The organism is Corynebacterium sp. TUM25020 (genome assembly GCF_056388495.1).
The window spans coordinates 374,218-393,335 of sequence record NZ_JBWJFG010000001.1 but is presented as its reverse complement, the minus strand read 5'-3'; the positions used below and the strand labels follow the sequence as shown (position 1 = coordinate 393,335).

Below are 19,118 nucleotides of genomic sequence, written 5' to 3'. Positions count from 1 at the left end.
TGGTTTGAGGTAGGAGTTTCCGCAATGACTGAGCCCACGAATTCTCGCCCGGCACCCAAGCCCGGCCCGAAGCCCGGATCGAAGGGAGCTCCGGCTGGGGGCGTCACAATCCCCAAGAACGATCCGGCGAAGTTCGGCCGCGTGGATCAGGATGGTGTGGCGTGGGTAAAGACCGCCAACGGTGAACGCCAGATTGGTGAGTATAAGGCAGGCACTCCGCAGGAGGGGCTGGCGCACTTCGGTGCCCGGTACGATGACCTCAGCACCGAGGTCAAAATGCTTGAGGCTCGTCTGGAAAGCCACCCGGAACAGGCTCAGACCATTCGCCATGACGCGAAGATCCTGCAGCAGTCGCTCAGCACTGCCGCAGTCATCGGGGATATTCCGGCGCTCGATGCACGCCTGGAAAAAATTTCACAGCGCACCGAGACCGCGGAACAGCAGGTTGCAGAAGCTAAGCAGCAGCGCCGCGATTCCGCCCTGGCGCAAAAAGAAGAGCTGCTCACTGAGGTCGAGAGCATTGCCGCGGCGGATCCGACCACTGTGAATTGGAAGCGCAGCGGTGAGCGCATCCGCGCCATCGTTGAGCAATGGCGCGGCATCAAGGGCGTCGAGCGCTCCACCGATGACGAACTATGGAAGCGATTCTCCAAGGCTCGCTCCGAATTCAATCGCAATCGCCAGGCGCATTTCGATCAGCTGGACCGCAATCGCGAGCGAGCACGGCTGAAGAAGGAAGAACTCATTGAGCAGGCTGAGGCGCTACAGGATTCCACGGAGTGGGGTGCGACCAGCGCCAAGTTCCGGGAGCTCATGAGCCAGTGGAAAGCCGCTGGCCGTGCACCCCGCAACGTCGACGATCAGCTATGGGAGCGTTTCCGCAAGGCTCAGGACGTATTCTTCGCCGCCCGTAAGGCCGACAGTGCCGAGCGCGACAAAGAATTCGAGGCAAACGCGGAAGCCAAGCAGTCGCTCATCGACGAGTACTCCCCCAAGATCGATCCGCAGGCTCACGGTCTAGACAAAGCTCGCAAGGTTCTCCACGAACTACAGGAGAAGTGGGAGCAGATCGGCTACGTTCCCCGCGGTCGCGTCCGCGAGTTTGAGGACAAGATCAAGTCCCTCGAATCGCGCGTAGAGGAGGCCGCGGATGCCGAGTGGCGTCGCACCGACCCGGAGGCACAGGCGCGCGTAGCACAGTTCCAGGCGAAGGCCGACCAGTTCAACCGCGAGGCCGAGGAAGCCGACAAGGCCGGCAAGTCCGCTAAGGCAGAAAAGCTCCGCGGCCAAGCTGCCCAGTGGCAGGAGTGGGCAGACACTGCTGCCGCTGCCTTAGAGGATTAGTCTTCCTGCCCAGATTCCCGCGCGGATTCTTGTTCGGCCTTGCGCTGGCGGCGGGCCTTCGCGCGGGCGCGTCGATCATCCACGATGACTGCATCCTCGCGTTCTTCAATTCCCATGCGCAGCCGCTGCTGTGCAAGACGAGATTCCTCGTCCTTGTGAGCTTCCTCGCGGCGAGCTGCTGCCAAAGCTCGCTGTAGCGGGTTCTTCTGAAACACCACCGCGGATAGTGCAATAAACAGTACCGTCAGGCCAAACAGACTAAACAGCAATGGCACAGCCGGCCCCTCGCCAGATGCAGTTGGCGGCTGGGTTTGGCGTACCCACACCGCAAACACGTTGTACCACCAGGCAACGCCAGCAAAAGCCCAGTTAGCCCATGCCACCAGCCACGACTTCGAAACGATCGTGCCGATGGTCAGCAGTATGGCGGTGAGGCGCAGCCAGGAGAAGATAATCTCCGGCATTGCCGTCTGCTCATTCTGCGCCACCGGGGTGTTAAAAAGCACGTCGAAGCCGCGCGCCTCGCCTGCGTGAGGCAGGAAGATCATTACGAGCGGCACAACGAAACCAAAGATGATCATGGGAAGGTAGCTTCCCAACACCACTCGCCCTGCGATCCGACGTTCCGCACCGCGCAAGTCGTCGCGGTACTGCGCCAGCTCATCCACCTGCTCTGGTGTGTTCGAGCTTTCGTTTTGGCTACTCACAGCCGCATCCTCCTGTGTTGCATCCGCCCGCTGTTGTCGGCTCGGGCTTCTTCAGACTCGGCATTCCTAGTCCGACGCCCACCGGCGCCGTCGTCGGAGTTTCGCCGAGCTCCGTCATATCCCCTGCCCGGGTGCGCCTATGGTTCGCTACTCCGCCGTCGGCGATGAGGAAGTGCGGCGCGGCGTCACTAATAACGACTTCCACAACGTCACCGGCACGAATATCACCCTCAGGGGTGAAGTGCACGAGTCGACCATCGCGGGCACGGCCCGAGCGACGGTGAGTGCGGTCATTCTTGCGTCCATCGGCTTGCACAAGCAGCTCTTGTGTAGTGCCAATTAGCTTGTGGTTTTCCTCTTCGCTGATGCGCTCCTGCAGCGCGAGCAGGCGCTCGTAGCGGTCTTGTACAACTGCCTTGGGCACCTGGTTCTCCATCTCTGCAGCTGGAGTTCCAGGGCGCGGGGAGTATTGGAAGGTAAATGCACTGGAGAACCGCGCCTTTTCAACCACGTCCATGGTGGCCTGGAAGTCCTCCTCAGTTTCCCCTGGGAAGCCAACGATGATGTCGGTGGTGATCGCGGCATGTGGGATTCGTTCGCGCACTTTATCCAGGATTGCTAGGAACTTCTTGGATCGGTACGAGCGCTTCATGTCCTTCAACACCTTGTCCGAGCCGGATTGCAGCGGCATGTGCAGCTGCGGGCATACTACCGGGGTCTCGGCCATGGCATCGATGACATCATCGGTGAACTCGGCTGGGTGAGGGCTAGTAAAGCGTAGGCGTTCGAGCCCTTCGATCTCTCCGCAGGCGCGCAGCAGCTTGGAGAATGCGGTGCGGTCGCGCTCGAGGGTCTCGTCGGCAAAGTTAACGCCATAAGCATTGACGTTTTGACCGAGCAGTGTAACTTCACTTACGCCCTGGTCCACGAGAGCCTTAACCTCTGCGAGGATCTCCCCCGGACGGCGATCCTGCTCCTTGCCACGCAGTGAGGGAACGATGCAGAAAGTACAGGTGTTGTTGCAGCCCACGGAGACTGATACCCACCCGGCATAAGCGGACTCGCGCTTAGCGGGCAGCACAGAGGGGAATTCTTCCAGCGAGTCGAAAATCTCGACCTCTGCCTTGTGATTGTGCGCGGAACGCTCCAGCAGGGTCGGCAGCGATCCCAGGTTATGGGTGCCGAATACTACGTCTACCCACGGGGCTTTCTCCACGACGGTTTGCTTGTCCTTTTGCGCCATGCAGCCGCCAACCGCAATCTGCATCCCCGGATGCTCGTCCTTAATGGCTTTCATCTGGCCGAGCGTGCCGTAGAGCCGTTTGTCTGCGTTTTCGCGGACGGCGCAGGTATTAAACACCACCACGTCCGGCGTTGCGCCCTCGTCTGCGGGGACGTATCCGGAGTCCTCCAGCAGTCCGGATAGCCGCTCGGAATCGTGGACGTTCATCTGGCAGCCAAAAGTGCGCACTTCGTAGGTGCGAGGCTGGCTCGTTTGCGTCTGAATCGTCTGAGTCACGTGGATTACCCTACCCCTTTGATCACTGCGATTACGAAAGGGCAGATGCTCGCTTGGCGACGCCGCGCTACAGGTCCGCCACTCGGGCATCTAGCGCGCGGCGCGCAAACTGCAGAGCTAGGCCTTCCGGAAACCCTCGCCTGGCCGCCACCCCGACCACGCGGCGAAGTGCCTTGTCGTATTCCTTGCGATCTGCGGGCGGGTGTTTGATGGTGGCCGCCTTCTTCGTCACTAGTTCCTGCAAGATCTGTTCCTGGGAGTCATCGTCTACCTGATCCAGCGCTTCCTCGATAACAGCCGGGGCAATACCCTTGCGCTGCAGCTCTCGGCGCAGCACAGCGACGGACTTTTTCTGATTTCTCTCCCGCTGGCGCACCCATTCGCAAGCGAAGGCAGCATCGTCGAGCATGCGGCTTTCTGTACAGCGGCGGATGACCTCCTCTACGCCCTCAGGCTCGAAGTCAGCATCCAGCAGTCGACGTCGTAGCTCCTCAGTAGATCTGGCTCGGTGGTTTATTAGGCGAACAGCCTTGGCTTTGATCGGCGCAAGTCTTTCCTCTTCCGCGGCATCTACCAATCCCCCGCCTTCGCTGGGCGAATAGTTGGCAATTGCCTGCCGTAGGGCATCGATCTTCTGTTCGCGCTCGCTACTCTTCGCCGTCATCGTCGAAATTCGGGCTCAGTTCGATCGGCTTATCTTCATCCAACTGCTCGTCGGTAGCACCTTCGCCCGACTCGTCCTTCATTTTCGCGTACGGGCCGATCTTCAACTCGCGGGCGATGCGATCTTCCAACTCGGCCGAAAGATCCGGGTTGTTCTTCAAGAACTCACGGGCCTTCTCCTTGCCCTGGCCCAGTTGGTCTCCGTCATAGGTAAACCAAGACCCGGACTTCTTGATCAATCCGGTCTCCACGCCTAGGTCAATGATCGAGCCCTCGCGCGAAATACCCTCACCGTAGAGGATGTCGAACTCTGCAATCTTAAATGGCGGCGAAACCTTGTTCTTCACGATCTTCAAACGGGTGCGGTTACCCACTACGTCCTGGCCGTCCTTTAGCGCCTGGATCCGGCGAATGTCACAGCGTACGGAAGCGTAGAACTTCAGGGCCTTACCGCCGGTGGTGGTCTCCGGGGAGCCGAACATAACGCCGATCTTCTCGCGTAGCTGGTTGATAAAGATCGCCGTCGTGCCTGTCTGGTATAGCGCACCGGTCATCTTGCGCAGCGCCTGGCTCATAAGGCGAGCCTGCAATCCGACGTGAGAATCGCCCATCTCGCCATCGATCTCCGCCTTGGGCGTCAATGCCGCTACCGAGTCCACAACAATAATGTCGATCGCGCCGGAGCGGATCAGCATATCCGCAATCTCCAGCGCTTGTTCGCCAGTATCCGGCTGCGATACCAGCAGCGCGTCAGTATCTACACCTAGAGCGCGAGCATATTCCGGATCGAGCGCATGCTCAGCATCGACGAAAGCCGCAATGCCGCCTGCACGCTGTGCCTCCGCAATCGCATGCAGCGCCACGGTCGTCTTACCGGAGGACTCTGGGCCATAGATCTCAACCACGCGACCACGCGGAAATCCACCGATACCCAGAGCCGCATTAATAGCGATATTGCCGGAGGAGATCGCCTGAATTGGCGGGCGGGTATCGTCGCCCAGACGCATGATGGCGCCTTTACCGAAATCCTTTTCGATCTGCGCCATTGCAAGCTCCAGAGCCTTAGACCGATCCTTCCCCGCCGCGGCAGTCTGCTTCTTCTTCGGTGGCATAGAGTTGCTACTCCTTACATCTGCTGTGTCTAGATTGCCTTGTTTTATTTGCGCATCCTGCGCTTCTTGCGTGATAGCTACCATCTTCTTTGCACCCCCGATCCCCTTAGACCGAGGGTGCTTCGAAAAGGTTCATAGATAGTTGTACTCGACCATGCGGACAACCATCGTTCCGACACACACCCTACACGAACCTTTGTTCGATTGTTTAATCAATTGCCCTAGCGACTCACAACGTAGGCGTCAATAAGAAACAACCAGCAACACTAGATATCCTCACCTAAACGGCGCTCTTCCGGAACATCGAAGTCCTCACATAAAGCGATCCATACATCGCGCGGATCATACCCTTGTTCGATTAGCGCTGCGGGCGTATCCCCCAGGGAACTCAGCACATGGGTATCTGCGATAAAAGCGCGGAAGCTATCGCCGAATTCCCCCTCGGTTAGTCGGTCAAACTCTGTTCTGCGCATAGCTCCCCAATCTACACCCCCGTCCCCCCACACTTCTTGAACAGTGTTCAAGTCTGAACGCAATCCCGATTAATATGGCATTTATGTCAACCTCCGAAACTACAAAATTCAAAGCGGTAGACCTCGCATACATTGCTGTTTTCGCCGCACTTATCATCGTCCTCGGTGGCGTACAGTTTCCCGTCGGTATCTCCGGCGTGCCTATCGTTCTCCAAAACATGGGCATCGTCCTCGCCTCTCTCATTCTCGGCTTCTGGCGCGGCGGCCTGGCCACCACCCTGTTCATCGCCGTCGGCTTCGTTGGTGTTCCCAACATGGCCGGATGGAAACCCGCCGCAGCTGCCGTCGCCGGCCCCACTGTCGGATACATCGTCGGCTACGTCATCGCCGCCTTCGTAATCGGCCTTATTGCCCAATACGCGCCGCGCAACTCTAAGGGCCGCGCCACAGTGTTCTTCCTTGCTGGCATCGTAGGCGTGATCATCCAATACATCTGCGGTACCGTCGGCCTCATGGTTCGCCTCGATTACGGCCTCGGCACCGCGCTCGCTACCAATGGCCCGTTCATCCCCGGAGACCTAATCAAGGTAACGCTAGCCGTCGCCATAGCCCTGGCTGTGACCAAGGCAGTCCCCGACCTGCTGCCGACCAAGCGCAAGGCCTAACATGCCCGTCATTGAGTTTGACCAGGTGGGCGTCACTTTCGACGGCACCGCAGGTCAACGTACCGTTCTACACGACATCACCCTGACATTAAGCGAACGACGCATCGGCATTATCGGCTCCAATGGTTCCGGAAAATCCACGCTAGTCCGGCTCATTAATGGCCTGGCCGATCCAACAACCGGACAGGTTCTCGTCGATGGCCTCAATGTCACCAAACGCGGACGCCAGGTGCGCAAGAAGGTCGGTTTTGTATTTAGCGACGCCGACAACCAGATCATCATGCCGACGGTTGCCGAAGATATCGCGTTTTCGCTGCGTACGATCTCCAAGAACGGCCGCGAGCGAAGCGATAAAGTCGAGGCAATGCTGCATGACATGGGACTGGAGCACCTGGCTGATGCCTCGCCACACTTTCTCTCCGGCGGTGAAAAGCAATTGCTAGCTCTCGCTTCCGTACTAATCGTCGAGCCTGAGCTGGTGATTGCTGACGAACCCACGACTCTGCTCGACCTCGGCAATAGGCGCATGATCGCCGCCACCCTGGCTAATCTCCCACAGCAGCTGATTGTGGTTTCCCACGATCTGGAACTTTTGGAGGACATGGAACGAGTGCTATGGATCGATGAGGGTACGGTACGCGGGGATGGACCTGCGGACAAAGTTATCGCCGACTACGTGGCCAGCTTCGGCGGATAGAGGCACAACCGATGGCAAAATCACTGCACATCCATGTGCCACTATCCGTCTATCACCCTGGGAACTCCCCGGTTCACCGCACACCTCCGGGCTTAAAAATTTTCTTGCTGCTCATTTTCCTGGTCGGCAGTGCCATCTGGGCTACCGAGCTATGGCAAGCCACAGTGGTCGCGGGCATCACGGCACTGTGCTTTCTCGTGGCGCAGATTCCCTTCAAACTCGTGCTGCGACAGCTTGTTGCACCGTCGCTGCTGCTGGTCGCCTTCGCGCTATTGCTGTGGTGGCAACGTGACTTCTCCACAGCGCTGACCTATTTTGTCGTGATCCTCTCCGCAGTATCGATGGCCACGCTTCTAACATTGACCACGACCATCGTGGCACTCATGGACGCGGTGGAAGCAGGACTTCGCCCATTGGGCCGGATTGGCCTGCCGGTGGAAACTATCAGCCTTCTCATGGCGCTGACTATCCGCCTCATTCCCTTGACCGCTCTAACTGTCAACGAAGTGTTAGACGCAAGAAAAGCACGGGGCGCATCGCGCTCCGTGCTGGCCTTCGGCGTGCCGGTGATAGTCCGCAGCCTCTTGCGCGCCCGCCGTCTAGGCGAGGCGCTGAAATCCCGTGGGGTGGGTAACTAGCTCTCGCCGCGTAGCTGACGCATACGTTCGGCGACAGCGTCCTGGCTGACGGCCCCTGCCTGTGGCTGGGCCTGTTCAATGGCTTGCGGCTGCTTCTGGCCGCTATTCATCTCCGCGCGAATCTGCTCCAGACGGGAATGACCCGCCATCTGGATACCTGCACGCTCTACCTCAGCCATACGTCCCTGAACGGAGTTCTGTGCGAGTTCGGACTGTCCGAGGGCATTGGCATAACGGCGCTCAATCTTCTCGCGCACCTGATCCAGGTTCGGGGTGCCATTGGCAGCAACGGCATCCATCGACTTCAGGGAGTCAGCGACCTTTTCCTGCATCTTGGCCTGCTCCAGCTGGCTCAGCAGCTTGGTACGCTCCGCTGCCTTTTGCTGCAGCTGCATGGAGTTACGCTCAACCGCCTGCTTGGCCTGTGCCGCCTGCTGCAAGGACTGATCGTGCAAGCTCTTCAGATCCTCTACCGACTGCTCGGCAGTCACCAGCTGGGCCGCAAAAGCCTCGGCAGCATTCTCGTACTCCGTTGCCTTCTGCTCATCGCCCTGCGAGCGAGCCTTATCGGCCAGGTTCAGCGCTTGCTTGGTGTTAGCCTGCAGCTTCTCAACTTCCTCGAGCTGGCGGTTCAGCTTCATCTCGAGCTGACGCTGGTTTCCAATCACCGCAGCGGCCTGTTGGGAAAGAGCCTGGTGCTGCTTTTGTGCTTCGGCAATGGCCTGTTCGATCTGAATCTTCGGATCGGCGTTCTCTTCGATCTTGTTGTCAAAGAGTGCCATCAGGTACTTCCACGCCTTCACAAACGGATTAGCCATGGGGGTTCTGGCTCCTTTTAAGGGGTTTAAGGGTTAAAAAATTTTCGTTTTACGCGAATGATTCTAACAAGTTTAGGGGTCGTCTCGCCCTATGTACGTGCCCGTTCCCCTGCACTCGTCGCCATGTTCGCGGCCAGCTCTGCCGCTGCGGCATCCAGGGCCATCATCGACGCTGCTTCCAAAATCACCGAAGCCACCGATACCGCCATCGCGTGGCACACGCTGGCCAGCAGCTCAGAGGAAACCTCCTTGCGTCCGCGTTCCAATTCGGAAAGATATCCCGGACTGACGTTCGCCAACGCAGCCAATTGCCGCAGGGTGAAACCGTTGTTTGTGCGGTATTCCTTCAGCGTCGCTCCCAACGCTTCACGCAGGAGTGGCTCATCCGCCGGCATCCGCTCGCTCGGACGCTCAACCGCTACCGTATCCATGACCATCGTATTGTGACTCATCAATCATCCCAACGTCTCTGGCGGCGAATTTGTTCCCGCCAGTCTACTCGCTCGCTAACTCCAACGCGCGGGTTACGCTGAACTGGCGAATCTTCGCCCTTAACTCCACAGAATCCAATCCGGCGAATTCGCCAGTCTCAAGCCTTTGGATGAATTCCGCATACAGGTTCTCCACCCGCACGCCCCGCGAGCTATCAAAAATGCCAATGAACACCTCGCCCACCGGGTGACCGTCCTGGGGATCCGGCCCGGCCACTCCTGTGAGTGCTACTCCCACATCGGCACTGCATCGCCCAGCTACACCCTCTGCGAGCTCAGCCGCCGTCTCCGCAGCCACCGGCCCGTGCTCTTTGAGAGTCTGTTCACTTACTCCCGCTAGGTCGTGTTTGGTGTCGGCCGCATAGACAATGACGCCACCTCGCAGAACCGCTGATGCTCCCGGTACCTCTGCAATAGTGGCCGCGCATAGACCTGCAGTGAGGGATTCAGCCGTGGCAATGGTTCGCCCACTGCGGGTGAACTCGGTGACCAAATGCTGTGCGGCCAGGTTCACGGGCATTTAGGCGTTTTCCTTGCGTGAGTCGAGGATGTACTGCACACCAGTGACGACTGTTTGGACAACGGCCACACCCATAACGATCATCGCAATGGTCTGTACCACCCCGCCGAATGGGAGGATATAGAGGAACACAGCCAGAGTCTGCAGCACGGTCTTTAGCTTGCCGCCCTTCGAGGCGGGAACGACGTTGCCCTGACGAGCCAACACCATTCGCCAGACGGTAATTCCCAACTCGCGTACAACAACAATTGCCGTTACCCACCACGGCAGCTCGCCGAGAATATTCAGGCTGACAAAAGCCGAAATCATCAATGCCTTATCGGCAATTGGATCCGCGAGCTTTCCGAAGTCGGTGATGACCTCGTAACGCCGCGCTAGAAAGCCATCCAGCTGGTCGGTAAACATCAACAGGCAAAAAGCCAGCAGTGCCCACCAGCGGTGCGCCCGATCGCTTTCTGCCCCGGCGATCTCCCAATCCCCCGAAGTCAGAATCAACCATAGGAACACCGGGATCAGAGCAATGCGAACGCACGTGAGGACATTCGGCAAACTCACGCTATGGACAAACGTTCCAAACGAAGATCGCGGTGCTGAAGTATTCACAGATACCTATCCTACCGCGGAGGTCTCTTCGTTTTCCTGTGCCTTCTTGCCCACCGTAAGGCTCAGCACTGTTGTCACAATCAGCACGCCCACAATCGTCAGCAGCGATACTTCCACGGAAACCTCAGGAACCGACAGCCCCTGGCCGCCGTTAATAAACGGCAAGTTGTTTTCGTGAAGAGCGTGCAAAATCAGCTTCGTTCCAATGAAGGCCAGAATGATGAATAGACCGTAGGACAGGTACACCAGACGATCCAGCAAGCCATCCAGCAGGAAGTACAGCTGCCGCAATCCCAGTAGTGCCAGGGCGTTAGTCGTGAACACAATGTACGGTTCGCTCGTAATGCCGTAGATGGCAGGGATGGAGTCGAGTGCAAACAGCACGTCTACGAATCCGACGGCCACCAGGGCAATGAATAGTGGCGTCAGTACCTTCTTGCCATTTTCCTTGAACCACAGGCGATCCGACTCGTAGTGATCCGAGACATGAATAAACTTGCGCACTGCCTTGATAATCATCATGTCTTGCGGATCCTGCTCCTCCTCACCGGAGATCTCATCCCACAGCAACTTGGCGGCCGTCCACAGCAGGAAAAAGCCGAAGAGGTAGAACACATCGGACCAAGCCTCAATAATCGCTGCACCGAGGGCGATGAAAACACCGCGCAGGATCAGCGCCAGGGCGATGCCGATGAGCAGTACCTTTTGCTGGTACTTGCGGGGGATCTTAAACGAGCTCAAGATCAGCGCAAAGATGAAGAGGTTATCGACGCTCAAGGCCTTCTCGGTGATATAGCCTGCGAAGAACTCCATGCCGTGCTGGTGTGGATTGTCCGGTTCACCCCAAGTCAGCCACAGGAACCCACCGAACAAGCAGGCCAGCGCGATATAGAAAAGGCTCCATAGCGCCGACTCTTTCATCGATGGTTCGTGGGGCGTCTTGACGTGACTATAAAAGTCGAAGACAAAGAATCCGGCTACCACCGCAATGGTGATGATCCAAGTAAGAGCATTTACTTCCATTAAAAATCCTCCGGTCGTTAAATGGCGTCACTAAAAAGACCGGAGGTCTCCCCTGCCCGTTCCACCGAAGTGACGAGCCGACATGACCGGGAGGATGAAACCTGCCGTGTTGACGATCAATGTCGAGGGCGCCGAAGAATTTGGCGTAAGGGTACTCCCCTCCAACAGTCGATAACCTTACACGAGTCCGCTCGGCGGGTTCGCAGAGACCACGCGAGTGTCGGAATCTGAGTCGTCGACGCCGTCGGATTCAACGGCGGCAGACGCCTCGGCGTCCATGACCTCCTTAGGCGCATCCTCGGGGTTAGCCCCCTTGATCATCCACAGCATCGTCTCAAGCTCTTCCGGCTTCACCAGCACCTCGCGAGCCTTGGAGCCTTCAGAGGGTCCGACCACGCCGCGGGTCTCCATGAGGTCCATTAGGCGGCCGGCCTTGGCGAAACCAATGCGCAGCTTACGCTGCAACATAGACGTCGAACCGAATTGACTGGTAACAACCAGCTCCACGGCTTGCAACAGATCTTCCAGATCGTTGCCGATATCCGGGTCAATATCCTTCTTCGCCTCTGCGGCCTTGTCCTCAGTCACGCCCTCCCTATAGTCGGGCTCAGCCTGGGTCTTTGCGGCCTCGACAACAGCGCTGATTTCCTCATCGGTGACAAAAGCACCCTGAATGCGCTGTGGTTTGCCGGCTCCTTGCGGGATGAACAAACCATCGCCCATGCCGATCAGCTTCTCGGCACCACCCTGGTCCAGGATCACGCGGGAGTCCGTCGAGGAACTAGTGGCGAACGCCAAGCGGGAAGGCACATTCGTCTTGATCAAACCGGTGACCACGTCGACGGAAGGGCGCTGTGTTGCGAGCACCAGGTGGATACCTGCAGCGCGGGCCTTCTGGGTAATGCGCACAATCGAATCTTCGATCTCGCGCGGGGCAGTCATCATCAGGTCGGCGAGCTCGTCCACCACGCACACGATGTAGGGGTACGGACGGTACTCACGCTCGGATCCCAAAGGAGTCGTGATCTCACCGGACTTGACCTTGCGGTTGAAGTCCTTGATGTGGCGCACGCGGCTGGCCTTCATGTCCATGTACCGCTGCTCCATCTCCTCCACCAGCCAGTTAAGGGCCGCGGCGGCCTTCTTCGGCTGGGTGATGATGGGCGTGATCAGGTGCGGAATGCCCTCGTAAGGGGTCAGCTCCACCATCTTCGGGTCCACCAGGATCAAGCGAACCTCGTCCGGAGTCGCACGGGTCAGCAGTGACACCAACATCGAGTTCACAAACGCCGACTTACCGGAGCCCGTAGAACCGGCCACGAGCAGGTGCGGCATCTTCTGAATAGAGTGCGCCACAAAGTCGCCCTCGATATCCTTACCCAGGCCAATGACCATCGGGTCGTGGTCGGAAATCACCTTAGGTGCTTCCAGCACGTCGCCTAGACGCACCATCTCGCGGTCGGAGTTGGGCACCTCGATACCCACGGCAGACTTGCCGGGGATAGGGGTGAGCAGGCGCACGTTGTCAGTGGCTACTGCATAGGCCAGGTTGGATTGCAGGTTGGTGATCTTGGAAACCTTCACACCCGGGCCCAGTTCGACCTCGTAGCGCGTTACTGTCGGTCCACGGCTAAAGCCAGTCACCTGCGCATCGACATTAAATTCCTCGAATACATCGGAGATCGCCTCGATCATCCGATCATTCGTTTCGCTGCGGGTCTTCGGCGCGTCGCCGTTGAGCAGCAGGTCCGTTGAAGGCAAGGCGTAGTCGCTGTCCTTCTTTACGACGCCCTCAGGCACATCCTCTTCCAATTCCGACTTGGGCGTCGAGGCTGGAATGGCCGATGCATCTATGCCGGAACGAGCGACAATAGCCTGTCGCACAGAATCGCGAGAATTGGCGACCGGATCCTTCTTCGCCCGTGGCTTGGGTTGTGGCTCCTTCTTGGGCTGAGGTTTGGGCTCAGACTTTGGCGCGGGTGCCGGTACTGGAGCCTCCGCCTCGTCGTCATCCAGTAGCTCCGCAACATCCTGCACCTGGGGTGCGGGCTTCTTCGGCTGGGGCTTACGCTTGCGCTTCTTCGGCGTATCCAGGACGAGAGTCTCATTCGAGTCGTCGTCATCCTGTCTAGTCTGAACCGGGTAATTGTCCATCGGGGTTCGACGTGCCGCGCGTGTGATCTCGTGATCTACGTGACCGTATTGGTCATCCTCGTCAAAGGAGTCATAGTCCTCGGAGCTGTCGACATTGCCAGAACTCCGCCAATTTCCGACCCCCAGGAAATCAGCAGCCAGGTTGTAGATCTGCTTTACGGTCAGTCCTGTGAGCTGCAGCGCACCATAAACAATGGCCAGAAGCAGCAACGGAATAGCGAGGTAGGTGCTGAAGCCGACTGCCATCGGCGTACCAATGGCCTGACCGACCAGACCGCCCGCAGCGGATTTGCCCGAAGCGTCCGTGGGCTGTCCGGCAAAGAGGTGAATCAACCCCAGCATCGGTAGCACAATGAGAGCCGTCCCCAGCCACAGACGAGCCGTCGAGCGTTGGGTTCTTTCGACGCCCACCATCAGTACCCAGGCGGCAAAAGCCATGGCGATGGGGACGACGTATCCACCCGCGCCAATGATCCAAGTCAGTAGTCCAGCAATTCCATTACCCACTGCACCACCAACGCCGAACCACAAGGTTCCGGCAAGGATCAGAGCTACCGCGAACACTCCAATCGCGGCGCCGTCGTAGGAACCTCCAATGCGCGCTGGCTCGTTGCTCATGTTGGGATCTTCGGCACTGAAGTCGGCGTCGAAACCATCGTCCTCAGTATCCGGCGTCCAGTCGTCGCTGGCGCGAGCACCACGACGCTTGTCAAGCCTTTTCGCTTGACTCGATCGAGATCCTCGCTGGCCACCCCGCTTGGAGATCACCTGCGTTTCCGCCTCCTCTAGAAAATCTGCATCGTCAAAAGTGTCAAAGTCGCTTGCGTTACCGAGGGAAGCGAGGCGACGAGTCAAGCCGCCAATCCCGCGCGCTGCACCGCTAAAGGCCGAGCCAAGGGAATGACCCACCACACCAAAGGCACTGCCGGTGCGTTCAAAGTCCCCCGTGTCACCGAAGCCAGAGTAGCCTGAGCTGACCGGCGAAACGGCACGCGTGTCCTCGAACCCACCGCGCCGGCTGGAGCTCGGTCGATTGGCGTGCGAACCCCTACTGCGGGGCGCTGAGCTACGAGAGCGACTAGTGACAGACATGGCCACCACTTTAGTCGCAGCAATCACAGTAGTCACATGAGCAACACGCGCTTTGTTCTAAAAAGATCGCTAGAAGATGTGTCGCTTAATGCGAGCTACAGTAGCCTCGTCCCCCGGTGTGAGCGTGACGTTAGCCGCAGAATCGCGGCCATAGAGCCATAGCAACAGCTCCCCGGCGTCACCGCTCACCCGTACCTCGTCGGGGGTATCGGCTCCAGCCCGCACCACTGCTGCCTCCGCGCCATCCGTTCGCTCTATAACGACGTGGATGCGTGAGGAGCGCAGGCAGAACTTCGCCATCTTGCTTACGGCTTTCCACAGGCTCTCTCGGGCAGAATTTGCCAAATCACGCGGAGAGTTATCCCCTCCCCCACGTCGCAGATCCTCATGGTGAATAAAGTTCTCTGCCAGGTTGGCGTATTTGTCCGCCAAACGCATTGGATTCCACGTGGGCGGGCCATTGCGGTACATCTCCACCAGCTCGGCAAATGGCTTGGACTCGTAGTCGTGACTTACGGTATCCAGTCGATTCGCCAGCCCTTTAAAGAACATGCCGGCAGCGGCATCTGGACGATACTCGCGGATCACCAAATGAACCGCTAAATCACGTGCAGTCCAGCCCTCGCACAACGTAGGTGCATCAGGACCGGACTGCTGTAGAAGATCTGCCAGCGCTTCGCGCTCTGCTTGGGAGGTACTTACGTTATAAGGTTCCATGCCACCCAAGCGTAGCGAAAAGCTAGATGGACTCGCGGGCTTCTTCCTCCTCGAGCTCTTCAACGATCTCGGAGCTCATCGGGACGACGGTCGGCACGATCATCGGCTTGCGGTTCCACTTATCAGAGATGAGCTTGCCCACCTTACGGCGGATTGCCTGGGCCATGCGATAGGGATCGTTCTCTCCCTCGCCAGCCAGGTCGATCATCACATTGTCGACCTTCTCCTGGATTTCCTTCAGCATGTCGCGCGCGTCGTCGGAGAATCCCTTGGCCTGGACGCTCGGCGCCTCCAGCGGACGACCGGTGCGGTTGTCGATGACAGTGGTGATGGAAATCAGGCCACCCTCGGACATCGTCGTGCGGTCTTCCAGCACGCTGCTGTCAATGTCACCCATGCGGGTGCCGTCGACGTAGAGATTACCGACGGTAATCTGGCCAACAACCTTGGCGTGACCATTATGGAGATCCACGACCACACCGTTTTGTGCCAGTGGAATGTTATTCGGGTTCACACCAGTGCTGATAGCCAGTTCCTTGTTGGCGCGCAGGTGTCGCCACTCGCCGTGTACGGGCATAGCGTTGCGCGGGCGGGCAGCGTTATACAGGAATAGAAGCTCACCGGAGTAGCCGTGGCCAGAGGTGTGCACCTTAGCGTCACGACCAGTAATGACGGTTGCGCCGATCTGAGACAGCATGTTGATTACGCCAAAGACCGCTTCCTCGTTACCCGGAACCAGGGACGAAGACAGGATGATCAGGTCGCCATCGCGAACGGTGATCTGACGGTGCTCACGGCGTGCCATGCGGGACAGAGCCGCCATCGGCTCGCCCTGCGTACCGGTCGTAATCAGCACGACCTTGTGGGGAGCCATCCTTGCGGCGTCGTCCATGGAGACGATAGTGCCGCGCGGCACGTTCAAGTAGCCCATGCGCTCGGCAATTTCCATGTTGCGGATCATCGAGCGGCCGTTGAAGGCAACCTTGCGGTTGGCCGCCACGGCAGCGTCCACAGCGGACTGCACACGGGAAACGTTAGAGGCAAAGGAGGCGATAATCACGCGCTGCTTGGCGTCACGCACCAGGCGCTTCAGTGTCGGCGCAATATCTGCCTCGGAGCCGGACACGCCCGGGGTGGTCGCGTTCGTCGAGTCGCACAGGAACAGATCCACGCCCTCGTCGCCAAAGCGAGACAGCGCGGGCAGGTCGGTCGGACGACCGTCCAGCGGGGTCTGATCCAGCTTGATATCGCCGGTCTGCACCAGCAGACCAGCACCGGTCTTCAGAGCAATACCCAGACAGTCCGGGATCGAGTGGTTTACCGCGAAGAAGCGCAGATCGAATGGTCCGCGGCTCTCGTGCGAGTTCTCATCAACCTCGATGAGCTTCGGACGCTGACGGTGTTCCTGCGTCTTCGCCGCGATCAGTGCACACGTGAAACGGGAGGCAATGATCGGGATATCAGCACGCTGCTTCAGCAGCCATGGGATAGCGCCGATGTGATCCTCGTGGCCGTGGGTGATGACCAGCGCTTCCACGCGATCCCACTTGTCCTCCAGGTAGCTAAAGTCCGGAAGGATCAGATCCACGCCAGGCTCGCCGGAGCTCGGGAAGAGCACACCACAGTCGATAATCAGCAGGCGACCCTCGTACTCGAAGACGGTCATGTTGCGACCGATTTCGGAGATACCGCCCAGCGCAACAATGCGCAGGCTGCCCTTTGGCTGCTTCGGGGGCTTCGGCAGACGCTGCGTCAAGTCAGCACCCTGCATGGCCTTCAGCGCGCCTTTGCGACGGTCGCCCCCACGGCCGCCGCGGCCACGGTTCTTATTATTGCCACCGTTTCCGCCATTGCCGCCATTGCTACCGCTGCCACCATTTCCACCACGGCCCCGGCCACGGGAGCGACGGTTCCGGTTGCGGTTGTTGTTCTTGTTACCGCCGCCGTTATTACCGCCGTTGTTGTCGCCATTGCTTTCGCTGTTGTCGCCGTTGTTCTTAGCGACGCCACCGTCGTCGAAAACGGTCGCAGCCTCAGCGTTGGAAACAGCGGTGTTATCCGATTGTGCTTCCGCTTCCGCGCTCGGCGGAGCGGCCTTCCGAGTCACCTTGCGGCCTCGGGAACGTTGTTCAGTCATATTTTCCCTATACTCCTGCTGCCTGCAGGTCTTGAGCCAGCTGATCCATCTCAGCGGCGGTTGGTTCGATGATGGGAAGACGCGGTGCACCCACGTCCTTTCCCTTTAGCTTTAGTGCTGCCTTCGCGAATGTCACGCCCCCGAGGCGGGCCTGTGCCTTCTGCAGCGGCTGCAGTCGCACTGCAATGCTGCGGGCAGTGGCGATATCGCCAGCGTCGAACGCATCCCTTAGTTCCTTAAGCTGTCGCGTTGCCACATGGCCAATCACGGAGATGAAGCCGGTGGCACCTGCGGCTAACCACGGCAGGTTCAGCGGGTCATCGCCCGAGTACCACGCCAGGTCAGTGTTCTCGATGAGCTCCATGGCTGCGGCCAGGTCGCCCTTGGCATCCTTCACAGCTGCGATCTGCGGGTGACCGGCCAGTCGGTGCAGGGTTTCTGGCTCCACCGGAACGACGGAACGGGAGGGAATGTCATAGACGCACACTGGAATATCCACTGCGTCCGCAACTGTCGTGAAGTGCTGGTAAATGCCCTCTTGGCTGGGACGGGAGTAATAAGGAGTCACAACCAGAAGAGAATCAGCACCGGCCTCCTGCGAGGCGCGAGACATTTCTACGGTGACAGCTGTGTCATAAGACCCGCTTCCGGCAATCAGCTTAACGCGGTCGCCGAGCTCGGATCGTACTGCTCTGAGCAGGTCAAGCTTCTCGGTCGCACCCGTGGTGGGTGACTCACCGGTGGTACCGGCCAAGACCAAAGAATCGCAGCCCTCATCCACGAAGTGGCCAGCTAGTGCCACGCCCGCGTCCAAGTCGACGGAGCCGTCCTTCTTAAAAGGGGTCACCATCGCAAGAGAGATAGTTCCGAAGTGCGCGGATCCCCTTGTTGCTACGTTACCTGTACTCATGACTTCCCAGACTACCTTCCTTCGCGAGAAACTCACGTATTTGGGTGCTTTTCCTTGCGTTTTGGATCTTGTCTTGCATTCGCTAAGACTCCCCTACATAAGGGCTCGTTGCCATTTCCCCGCCATCGTGCAGCTGGGTGATCGAAAAATCCTCGAACACATTCGGCGCCACTGCCTGCAGCTGCCGGAGACATGCCACCGCAATCCGGCGAATCTCCGGATCGGCGTGCTCGGCGGCGCGCATGGCGATGAAGTGTCGCCAGCTGCGGAAGTTACCACTCATAACGAAACGAGTCTCAACGCAATTCGGCAGCACCGCTCGGGCCGCCTGTCGCGCTTGCTTGGTGCGCAGTACGGCGTTTGGTTCCTCCGCGAAGTCCTCGCCGAGGCCGTCCAAAATCTCCCTGTAGGCGTCATATGCCACATCAGCGGCCTGCAAAAACAGCTTTTTGAGATCCGCATTGTTGGCTACAGCCTCGGGCACCACCACACGTGCCTCATCCGCGGGCACATAACGCTGCGAGAGCTGGCTAAAACTGAAGTGCCGGTGGCGCATAATTTCATGGCTGCAGGAACGCGAAACTCCCCGCAGGTACATCGATGCACTGGCATGCTCCAGCAGGGTGGTGTGCCCGACGTCCATGATGTGTCGCACATAGGCCGCATTCGTGGCTGTGTGGGGATTGGGCTTATCCCACGTCTCGTAGCAGGCTCTTCCTGCAAACTCGACTAAGGCCGCGCTGTCTTCAGCGTCGGTGTGCCAATCCAGATCTGCCACAGGGTGAAAAGCCGTGTGGCCAACCAGATCTATCTGTAGGGGTGCAACGGTAGCCAT

Annotated in this window: 19 protein-coding genes; 4 read left to right on the top strand and 15 right to left on the bottom strand. The window is 58.7% G+C overall.

Annotated elements, in window-relative coordinates; translation table 11 throughout:
* Positions 1–24: 24 nt before the first annotated feature.
* Positions 25–1,344, top strand: a complete 1,320-nt coding sequence (locus AC05K6_RS01740) for a DUF349 domain-containing protein (protein WP_476727590.1) — start codon at positions 25–27, stop codon at positions 1,342–1,344.
* Here the strand turns inward: AC05K6_RS01740 and AC05K6_RS01735 are convergent.
* The 5 genes from AC05K6_RS01735 to AC05K6_RS01715 all read right to left on the bottom strand — a co-directional run bounded on the left by AC05K6_RS01735 (position 1,341) and on the right by AC05K6_RS01715 (position 5,818).
* A complete protein-coding gene (locus AC05K6_RS01735) occupies positions 1,341–2,051 on the bottom strand; it encodes an Rv2732c family membrane protein (RefSeq protein WP_473963216.1) in 711 nt (236 codons plus the stop codon). The genes AC05K6_RS01740 and AC05K6_RS01735 overlap by 4 nt on opposite strands.
* Complete coding sequence (gene miaB / locus AC05K6_RS01730) at positions 2,044–3,570, bottom strand: tRNA (N6-isopentenyl adenosine(37)-C2)-methylthiotransferase MiaB (protein WP_448308252.1); 1,527 nt, start codon at positions 3,568–3,570, stop codon at positions 2,044–2,046. The genes AC05K6_RS01735 and miaB overlap by 8 nt, the downstream gene beginning before the upstream one ends.
* 67 nt (positions 3,571–3,637) lie before the next feature.
* Positions 3,638–4,234 carry a recombination regulator RecX gene (gene recX / locus AC05K6_RS01725; RefSeq protein WP_476727589.1) on the bottom strand — a complete coding sequence of 199 codons (597 nt, stop codon included), beginning with the start codon at positions 4,232–4,234 and terminating at the stop codon, positions 3,638–3,640.
* On the bottom strand, positions 4,218–5,345 hold the full coding sequence (gene recA / locus AC05K6_RS01720) for a recombinase RecA (protein ID WP_473963215.1): 1,128 nt from the start codon (positions 5,343–5,345) through the stop codon (positions 4,218–4,220). Before recA ends, recX begins: the two co-directional genes overlap by 17 nt.
* A gap of 266 nt (positions 5,346–5,611) precedes the next feature.
* Entirely contained in the window at positions 5,612–5,818 is a 207-nt protein-coding gene (locus tag AC05K6_RS01715; RefSeq protein ID WP_293790192.1) for a DUF3046 domain-containing protein, read from the bottom strand.
* A gap of 74 nt (positions 5,819–5,892) precedes the next feature.
* Here AC05K6_RS01715 and AC05K6_RS01710 point away from each other — a divergent pair, with 74 nt between their 5' ends.
* The 3 genes from AC05K6_RS01710 to AC05K6_RS01700 are packed head-to-tail and all read left to right on the top strand — an operon-like array spanning position 5,893 to position 7,818.
* Positions 5,893–6,483 carry a biotin transporter BioY gene (locus AC05K6_RS01710; protein ID WP_293790189.1) on the top strand — a complete coding sequence of 197 codons (591 nt, stop codon included), beginning with the start codon at positions 5,893–5,895 and terminating at the stop codon, positions 6,481–6,483.
* Between the two features lies 1 nt (position 6,484).
* A complete protein-coding gene (locus AC05K6_RS01705; RefSeq protein ID WP_473963214.1) occupies positions 6,485–7,180 on the top strand; it encodes an energy-coupling factor ABC transporter ATP-binding protein in 696 nt (231 codons plus the stop codon).
* A gap of 11 nt (positions 7,181–7,191) precedes the next feature.
* Positions 7,192–7,818 carry a CbiQ family ECF transporter T component gene (locus AC05K6_RS01700; RefSeq protein ID WP_293790183.1) on the top strand — a complete coding sequence of 209 codons (627 nt, stop codon included), beginning with the start codon at positions 7,192–7,194 and terminating at the stop codon, positions 7,816–7,818.
* On the opposite strand, the gene AC05K6_RS01695 is transcribed toward AC05K6_RS01700, so the two are convergent.
* The 10 genes from AC05K6_RS01695 to thyX form a co-directional block, all read right to left on the bottom strand.
* Positions 7,815–8,636, bottom strand: coding sequence for a PspA/IM30 family protein (locus AC05K6_RS01695; protein WP_293790180.1), 822 nt, complete (start codon positions 8,634–8,636; stop codon positions 7,815–7,817). The two genes, AC05K6_RS01700 and AC05K6_RS01695, sit on opposite strands and share 4 nt — an antisense overlap.
* Positions 8,637–8,725: 89 nt before the next feature.
* A complete protein-coding gene (locus tag AC05K6_RS01690) occupies positions 8,726–9,073 on the bottom strand; it encodes a helix-turn-helix domain-containing protein (RefSeq protein ID WP_448308288.1) in 348 nt (115 codons plus the stop codon).
* 58 nt (positions 9,074–9,131) lie between these two features.
* Entirely contained in the window at positions 9,132–9,647 is a 516-nt protein-coding gene (locus AC05K6_RS01685) for a CinA family protein (protein ID WP_476727588.1), read from the bottom strand.
* Positions 9,648–10,250 (bottom strand): CDP-diacylglycerol--glycerol-3-phosphate 3-phosphatidyltransferase, encoded by a 603-nt coding sequence (pgsA, locus tag AC05K6_RS01680; RefSeq protein ID WP_293790174.1) that lies wholly within the window; start codon positions 10,248–10,250, stop codon positions 9,648–9,650.
* A gap of 6 nt (positions 10,251–10,256) precedes the next feature.
* Positions 10,257–11,273, bottom strand: a complete 1,017-nt coding sequence (locus tag AC05K6_RS01675) for a TerC family protein (protein WP_476727587.1) — start codon at positions 11,271–11,273, stop codon at positions 10,257–10,259.
* Positions 11,274–11,450: 177 nt separating this feature from the next.
* A complete protein-coding gene (locus AC05K6_RS01670) occupies positions 11,451–14,519 on the bottom strand; it encodes an FtsK/SpoIIIE family DNA translocase (RefSeq protein WP_476727586.1) in 3,069 nt (1,022 codons plus the stop codon).
* Between the two features lie 69 nt (positions 14,520–14,588).
* Positions 14,589–15,236 (bottom strand): TIGR03085 family metal-binding protein, encoded by a 648-nt coding sequence (locus AC05K6_RS01665; RefSeq protein WP_293790167.1) that lies wholly within the window; start codon positions 15,234–15,236, stop codon positions 14,589–14,591.
* Positions 15,237–15,258: 22 nt separating this feature from the next.
* On the bottom strand, positions 15,259–17,373 hold the full coding sequence (locus AC05K6_RS01660; RefSeq protein WP_293790164.1) for a ribonuclease J: 2,115 nt from the start codon (positions 17,371–17,373) through the stop codon (positions 15,259–15,261).
* A gap of 7 nt (positions 17,374–17,380) precedes the next feature.
* On the bottom strand, positions 17,381–18,283 hold the full coding sequence (dapA, locus tag AC05K6_RS01655; RefSeq protein ID WP_293790161.1) for a 4-hydroxy-tetrahydrodipicolinate synthase: 903 nt from the start codon (positions 18,281–18,283) through the stop codon (positions 17,381–17,383).
* Between the two features lie 82 nt (positions 18,284–18,365).
* On the bottom strand, positions 18,366–19,118 hold the full coding sequence (thyX, locus tag AC05K6_RS01650; protein ID WP_293790158.1) for an FAD-dependent thymidylate synthase: 753 nt from the start codon (positions 19,116–19,118) through the stop codon (positions 18,366–18,368).